This window comes from Brenneria populi (genome assembly GCF_036016195.1).
GTDB lineage: Bacteria > Pseudomonadota > Gammaproteobacteria > Enterobacterales > Enterobacteriaceae > Brenneria > Brenneria populi.
Genome location: NZ_JAYWTM010000044.1, coordinates 1 through 7,437, shown reverse-complemented (window position 1 = coordinate 7,437; position 7,437 = coordinate 1). Strand labels below are relative to the sequence as shown.

General features: G+C 62.7%; 5 protein-coding genes. All 5 read left to right on the top strand.

From position 1 onward, the window contains the following. Positions 1 to 960, top strand: a 960-nt coding sequence (locus VSX58_RS21680; RefSeq protein ID WP_327619897.1) for a putative Ig domain-containing protein, incomplete at its 5' end; no start/stop codon positions are given. A gap of 62 nt (positions 961 to 1,022) precedes the next feature. After that, positions 1,023 to 2,747 carry a TolC family protein gene (locus VSX58_RS21675; RefSeq protein ID WP_407654912.1) on the top strand — a complete coding sequence of 575 codons (1,725 nt, stop codon included), beginning with the start codon at positions 1,023 to 1,025 and terminating at the stop codon, positions 2,745 to 2,747. Next, positions 2,747 to 3,484, top strand: a complete 738-nt coding sequence (locus VSX58_RS21670; RefSeq protein ID WP_327619895.1) for an efflux RND transporter periplasmic adaptor subunit — start codon at positions 2,747 to 2,749, stop codon at positions 3,482 to 3,484. The genes VSX58_RS21675 and VSX58_RS21670 overlap by 1 nt, the downstream gene beginning before the upstream one ends. 21 nt (positions 3,485 to 3,505) lie before the next feature. After that, positions 3,506 to 4,846 (top strand): efflux RND transporter periplasmic adaptor subunit, encoded by a 1,341-nt coding sequence (locus tag VSX58_RS21665; RefSeq protein ID WP_327619894.1) that lies wholly within the window; start codon positions 3,506 to 3,508, stop codon positions 4,844 to 4,846. Continuing rightward, positions 4,831 to 7,002, top strand: coding sequence for an HlyD family efflux transporter periplasmic adaptor subunit (locus VSX58_RS21660; RefSeq protein WP_327619893.1), 2,172 nt, complete (start codon positions 4,831 to 4,833; stop codon positions 7,000 to 7,002). Before VSX58_RS21665 ends, VSX58_RS21660 begins: the two co-directional genes overlap by 16 nt. Positions 7,003 to 7,437 lie beyond the last annotated feature (435 nt).

Genomic DNA, 7,437 nt, shown 5'->3' with positions numbered 1-7,437 from the left:
ACCGTGGTGATTTCCAGCGCCGCGGGCATGTCGGCGGCGGACGCCGCCGGCCTTATCGACGGTCTGGCCTACGTCAACGCCAGCGTGGCCCCGACGGAAGGCGCGCGCGCCGTCACCCTGAGAGCGATACAGGACAACGGCGGCGGCGCCGATAGCGCGGCGCTGAATCTCGCCGCCGCCGTCAACGTTGTCGCTGTCAACAGCGCGCCGCAGGCGACCGATACCGCGGTGACGCTGCCTGAAGCCACCCGCGCCGTACCCTATAGCGCCACGCTGCCGGCCGAACTGTTCAGCGACGCCGATGGCGACACGCTGACCTGGCGTATCGAAGGGTTGCCGAACGGCCTGACCTTTGACGCCGATACGCTGACCATCAGCGGCACGCCGCTGGCGACCGGCAGCGTACAGCTGGTGGTGACGGCTAGCGACGCGCAGGGAGCGACCGCGACCCGAACCGTTGCGCTGGCGGTTAACCAGCCTGCGGCAGCGCCGGTGATTCTGCCGGAGTTCGATGCTTTCGGCATGATGAATGGCTGGCGGGAAGAGTTGGAACGGCGCGAAGCGCCGCTGAAGGATGGCGGCGCGCGTCCAACCGCGCGTAGCGCGCCGCCGGCGCCCGCTTTAACGGCGGCACCCGCGCCGCAGCCAGGCGATGCGCTATCGATCTCGCAGTACCCGCTGGCGAACGGGGAGATCGACTACGCCCAAACCCCCTGGCGCCTGGATCCCATTATGGAAACGCTGATGCCGCCGCTGGAGGCGGTGGACTTCTCCTCGCTGCGGGGCGCTGCCGCCGCCGCGCAGGAAAACGCGCTGATTGGACAGCGAACGCCGCTGCCGGACGGTGCGGCGGGCAAAGCCGCTTTCTCCGCGCAGCTGCAACAGGAGCAGTCGGCGTTTGACGCGTTGCTGATCGCGGTAAATCAGTTGGCGGAAAAGAACGCGTCGCCCGCGCAGTGACGCGAACGTCGCGCGGCATTAATAACAATATCAATACACTCTATTAGATGGGGAGAACCCTGGTGAATCAGCACATAGCAAAACTCTGGGATAGCAAGCCGAAATCCGCCGGATCCGGGGCTCTGAGGCTGGCCGTCGCGCTGGCCTGTCTGGGGCTGACCGGCTGTGCGGTAAAGCCTGAACCGGTGACCACGGAGCAACAGGTGGCGCAGGCGTTAAGCGATCGGACGCAGATGTTCGCCGAGCAGGAGCCGGTACGCGGCGCCATTACGTTGGACGAGGCGATTGCCCGCGCGCTGAAGTACAACCTGCAGCAGCGGGTGGCGCTGATGGAGCAGGCGATGGAGGATAATCTGGTCGGCGTTTCCAGCCTGGATATGCTGCCCAAGCTGGCGGCGCGGGCGGGACTGCAGACGCGCGACAACGTGGCCGGCTCCAGCAGCGAATCGGTGACCACCGGCGAACAGTCGCTGGAAGCCTCCACCAGTCAGGACAAGACGATGCGCAGCGCGGATTTGTCGCTGAGCTGGAACGTATTGGATTTCGGCATCAGCTATTTCAACGCCAAGATGCAGGCCAACAAAGCGCTGGCCGCCGAAGAGCGCCGCCGCCGCGTGGTGGCGGATATCACCCGTCAGGTGCGCACCGCCTATTGGGAAGCCGCCACCGCCCAGCGTTTGCAGCCGGAGGTGACGGCGGCGCTGGCCGAGGCGCGTCAGTCGCTGGAATATGCCCGTCAGACGGAGCAACAGCGCCTGCTGGCGCCGGTGGAAGCGCTGCGCTTCCAGAAAAATATGCTGGAAATGGTGCGTCAGCTTGAGATCGTCGATAGCGATTTGGTGGTGGCGAAGTCCCGTCTGGCCTCGCTGATGAACCTGCCGCCCGCCAGCAAATTCGATGTCGTGGTGCCCGGAGAAAACAGTCTGACGGCGCCGAAACTGGCTTATACCCTCGACGATCTGGAAAACTTCTCGATGGTAAAACGGCCTGAAGTGCGCGAGGAGAGCTATCTGGCGCGCAATGCGGTGCTGGAAACCCGCAAATCCCTGCTGCGTCTGCTGCCGGGCGTGTCGCTGTTCGCCGGCATCAACGGCGACAGCAACAGCTATCTGGTGAATCATCAGTGGGCCAGCGCCGGACTACAGGTCAGCGGCAACCTGCTGAACGTACTGTCCTGGTCGCCGGTGAAGCGCGCCGGCGAAGCGAATCAGGAGCTGGCGGAGATCCGCCGTCAGGCGCTGCGCATGGCGGTGCTGACGCAGGTGAACGTCGCCTGGCAGGAGTATCAGCAAAGTACGCGCATGTTCAGCCGTTACCAGGAGCTGGCGCGCATTCAGCGCGGCATCCTGAATCAGACCGAGTTGAGCGTGCGCAATCAGGCGGCGACGCAGATGGAGCAGGTGCGCGTCAGCACGGAAACCATTCTGACCACCCGCGCGCGCGATCGCAGCTTCGCGGAGGTGCAAAACGCCCTGGGCGCGGTGTATCAGGCCGCCGGTCTGGATGTGCTGCCGGATAACGTCGGCGCGACCAGCCTGGCGTCGCTGAGCGATACCATCGCCCGCACCACCGGCAATATTGAAACCGGCCGCGTGCCGGTACCGCGTCTTTCCCTTGCCGCGCCGACGGCGGTCGCCGCCGCGACGGCAACGGCGACGGCGCCAGCGCCGGCGGTCGTTAAAACCGCCGCGACGCCGCCGGCCGCCATCGCCGGAAAACCTTACCGGACGGTGAGCACGGATATGTGGGACAACCTGCAATCGCTGCAGGGTGGGGGAGCGTACTGATGAGGGCGCGGCGGTTTCTGCTGGCGGGGGCGCTGCTAACGCCCCTGTGGGGGCTGGCGGCCGAGGGGAGCGATATTCGCGTCCAGCTTAGCGCGGTGCGTTATACCACGCTTTCCAGTGAAATTTCGGCCAAGGTGACGGATATCGCGGTGAAAGAGGGCGAACATTTTAAACAGGGCGATACGTTGCTGACCTTTGACTGTACGGTTCTGCGGGAAAAGCTGAACTATTCGGCCGCCGCGGAGAGTGCCGCCCGCAAGAAACTGGCGATCGCCAACCGGCTGGATAAGCTCAATTCCATCAGCCTGTCCGACGTGGATCAGGCCCGCTCCGCGGTCTCCATGGCGCAGGCGGAAAGCGGCGTGAACCGCGCCATGCTGCAACGCTGCGTGATTAAAGCGCCGTTTTCCGGCCGGGTGACGGAAAGCAAGGTCAAGCGCTGGGAGTCGGTGCCGGAAGGCAAGGAGCTGCTGTCGATTTACGACGACAGCGCTTTCGAACTGGAGATGATCGTGCCCTCGCGCTGGCTGGCGTGGTTAAAACAGGGCGACGCCTTCCAGGTGACGCTGGATGAAACCGGACTGAGCTATCCGGCGGAAATCAGCCGCATCTCTTCGGCGGTGGAGCCGGTTAGCCAGTCGGTCAAAGTGTTCGGGCGCATTACCCAATCGACCGCCGGACTGTTGCCCGGCATGAGCGGGGTGGCGCTGATCGCGCCGCCCGCCCAAGAGCGATAACGATATGAGCCTGTCCACGTTATGACGCAAACAGCAAATGAACAGGATGCCCGTCTGGCGCTGCTGGCCGAGCTGCTGCAGCTGCAAAGCCGCGCCAGGGCGAGGGAAACGCAGGATGAACTGGCGTTTTTGATGGTCAATGAGACCAATAATCTGGTTAAGTATCGTCAGGCGATGCTGTGGGACTGCGAAGGCCAGCGCCTGCGCGCGGCTTCCGGCCTGGCGGTTATCGATCCCAACGCGCCGTTTTGCAGCGAGTTCAGCCGTCTGTGCCGCCAGTGGCAGCTGGAAAATCGGCCGACTCACGCCCTGCGTTGGCTGGATCTGCCGGCCGGCGACCGGCTGTTATGGCGGGAACATCTGCCGGAGTTTATTTTATGGCTGCCTTTGCGGCGCCCGCAGGGGGAACAGCCGCTGACGCTGATCCTGGCGCGCGACCGCCCGTGGCAGCCCGCCGAACTGGTGCTATTGGAAAAACTGGCCGACGCCTATTCCCACGCCTGGACGGCGCTAGGTAAAAAGCGGCGCCGGAAAGCGGACGCCGGCCCGCGACGCCGCCGCCTGGCGCTGGCCGGCGCTCTGGCGTTGCTGCTGGTGATGCTGATCCCGGTGCGGCAATCGGTGCTGGCGCCGGCGGAAATCGTGGCGCGCAGCCCGGTGATGGTGCGCGCGCCGGTGGCCGGGGTGGTGGACGCTATTCTGGTTCGTCCCAATCAGCAGATCGCGGCGAATCAGCCGCTGGTAAAGCTGGACGCCCGTGAATTGGAAAATCGCCTGGAGTCGGCGCGGCAGGCGTTCGCCACGGCCGACGCCCAGTACCGGCAGGCCCAACAGCAGGCGCTGTTCGACGCCGATAGCAAAGCCAGTCTGGCGGTGCTGCAAAGCCGGCGGGAGCAGGCGCAGAGCGAAATGGATTTCCTGCAGCGGCAGCTGGAGCGTATGCAGCTGGCGTCGCCGCGCGACGGGGTGGCGATTTTTGACGACGTCAGCGATTGGATCGGGCGTTCGGTGGCGATCGGCGAACGGATCATGATGATCGCCGATCCGCGCGATGTCGAACTGGAGGTCCAACTGCCCGCCGCCGACGCCATCGCGCTGGAGAAAGGGGCCGACGTGCGGCTCTTCCTCAACGTGGCGCCGAATTCGGCGCAGCCGGCGCGGCTTGAGCATATCGGCTATCGCTCCGCCCCCACGCCGGATAACATCATGGCTTATCGTCTGCGGGCCCGGTTTACCCAGGACGATCCGCTACTGCGCGTGGGATTGAAGGGCACGGCGAAGCTATACGGCCAGCGTACGGTGCTGTTCGTTTATCTGCTGCGCAAGCCGCTGGCGACGCTACGCGTATGGCTGGGCGTGTGAGCGCGCCGGGGAAGGTCGCCGTCCAGGCGCACGGCGACCCGCGTGCGGCTCTCCGGCTTCTTCCGCTGCGCGACGAGCTGATCCTGCACGCCGGGCCGGCCAACCGCGACGGTTCGCCCAGTTGGACATTGGAAGATCCGCTGCGCGGGCTGTTTTTCCGCATCGGCTGGGCGGAGATGGCGATGCTGTCGCGCTGGTCGCTGGGCGAGGCGGCGAAAATCGTCGCGCAGATCAACCAGGCGACGCCGCTGACGATTGACGCCGGCGACGTGCAACATTTCAGCCGCTTTTTACAGGCCAACAGTCTGACGCGGGCGTCGGGCGACGAGGCGCTGGCGCAATTTGGGCGGCAACTGGCGAAAACGCAGGTTTCAGTATGGCGTAACTTACTGAAGAACTATCTGTTTTTCCGCATTCCGCTGTGGCATCCGGATCGTTTTCTGACCGCCACCTTACCCTGGGCGGCGCCCTTATTCAGCCGTCTGTTTTTAACGTTAACGCTGATGGCGGCGCTGCTGGGGCTATTTCTGGCCGGGCGGCAGTGGGAAACCTTCAAGCATACCTTTATGCACTTTTTTACCCTGGAAGGCGCCGTACTGGCCGGGATAACGCTGTGTTTCACCAAGGTATTGCACGAGTTGGGACATGCCTATACCTGTAAACGTTACGGCGCGCGCGTCGCCACGATGGGCGTGGCTTTTCTGGTGATGATGCCGGTGCTGTATACCGATACCTCCGGGTCATGGAAACTGACCCGCCGCCGGCAGCGTATGGCGATCGGCGCGGCCGGCATGCTGACCGAGCTGACGCTGGCCGCCTGGGCGACGCTGGCCTGGAGCTTTTTGCCCGACGGCATGCTGCGTAGCGCCGCCTTTATGCTGGCGACCACCACCTGGATTATGACGCTGGCGATCAACCTCAGCCCGCTGATGCGCTTCGACGGCTATTTTTTGCTGTCGGACTGGCTTCAAGTGCCGAATCTGCAGCAGCGGGGATTCGCCGTCGGACGCTGGCGGATGCGCGAATGGCTGTTCGGTCTGGGAGACTTGCCGCCGGAACCGCTTCCCCGCTGGTTACGGCGTACGCTGACGGTTTACGCCTTTTGCGTGTGGGTATACCGCTTCTTCCTGTTTACCGGCATCGCCATTCTGGTTTACCACATGACGTTCAAACTGCTGGGGATGCTGCTGTTCGCGGTGGAGATCGGCTATTTCGTGATCGCGCCCGTGGTGAATGAACTGCGCGAGTGGAGCAAACGGCGCAAGGATTACCGTATGAATCGTAATATGATCGTGACATTGACCTCCGGCTGTCTGCTGCTGCTGCTGTTGGCGATCCCCTGGCAGAGCACCGTTTATGCGCCTGCGCTGCTGCGCGCCGAACGGCAAAGCAGTCTGTATATGCCGCTGCCCGCGATGATGGCGCGCATTGATATTCAGGTGGGCCAGCCTGTGGCCGCCGGGCAGGCGCTGTTTACGCTCTCTTCCGATGCGTTGTCGCACGAGCGGCGACAGCTGGAGCGGCAGATCGCCACGTTAAGCTGGCAGCGGACGTTTCAGGTTTTTAATAAAGGGGCGGCGAGCGAACATCTGCGGGTGAGTCAGGAACGTGACGCGGCGCTGCAAAAACTGGCGGTATTGAAACGACAGTCGGAGCAGCTGATCGTCAGGGCGCCGATAAGCGGCGTGGTGGTCGACATCGCCATGCCGCTGGCCGCCGGCGAGTGGCTGGCGCAAGGGGAGTGGCTGGCGGCGATCGTCAAACCGTCCGGCGGGCTGGTGGAGGCCTTCGTGTCGGAAAAAGACCGGCAGCGGCTGAAGGTGGGCGGGCGCGGGCATTTTTACCCGCAGGACGCCGGCCGCGCCGCGTTGCCGCTCACCATTGTGGATATCGATCATGCCGCCACCCGCGATCTGAGCGCGGTGCCGGAACTGGCGTCGACCTACGGCGGCGATATCGCCGCGCTCAGCGATGCGCAGCGCAAACTGCATCCTGAGCAGGTGGTTTATCGGGTGCTGTTAAGCGTGCCCGCCGATCGTCAGGGACAACGGCAAATGCTGCGCGGCACGGTATCGATGGACGGCGAGGCGCAAAGCCTGCTGGCGCGCGGCTGGAAACTGGCGTCGGCGGTGTTGATTCGGGAACTGTCGTTTTAGCGGCGTCCTGATGGAATGGGGACGCCATTGACGTAGAGGCGAACGCGCATTATTTATGACGTAACGTCGGTGGCCTAATTATCTGGTGAAATTATTATTTATTTTTTTAGGAGTAATGTTTTATTTTTGTGATATCGATCGATTCGCTCTTCAATTGATTGCCATATGAAATATCAGTATGGCAATTTTATAAAGGTGAAAAATCATCTTTCTCGCTATTTTACCCATGCCGTAATAAATAAAATTTACGCCTTTTATACCCGCTGAGTTTTGAGCCATAGGCGCGTCGCCCTTGTGGCGATGCGAATTATTTAAGACATATATTGGGGAAGGATATGGCATGGAGATAAATATAAGCTCACCGAGGCCGCTGCGTAAAAGGGGATGTTTTCTATCCGGCCGCTACTTTTTTCCCAAACGCCATTTATATCCATA

Bases quoted from the DNA above. Each gene is read 5' to 3' on its own strand.
- VSX58_RS21670 (WP_327619895.1), top strand. From the start codon at position 2,747: ATGAGGGCGCGGCGGTTTCTGCTGGCGGGGGCGCTGCTAACGCCCCTG.
- VSX58_RS21665 (WP_327619894.1), top strand. From the start codon at position 3,506: ATGACGCAAACAGCAAATGAACAGGATGCCCGTCTGGCGCTGCTGGCC.
- VSX58_RS21660 (WP_327619893.1), top strand. From the start codon at position 4,831: ATGGCTGGGCGTGTGAGCGCGCCGGGGAAGGTCGCCGTCCAGGCGCAC.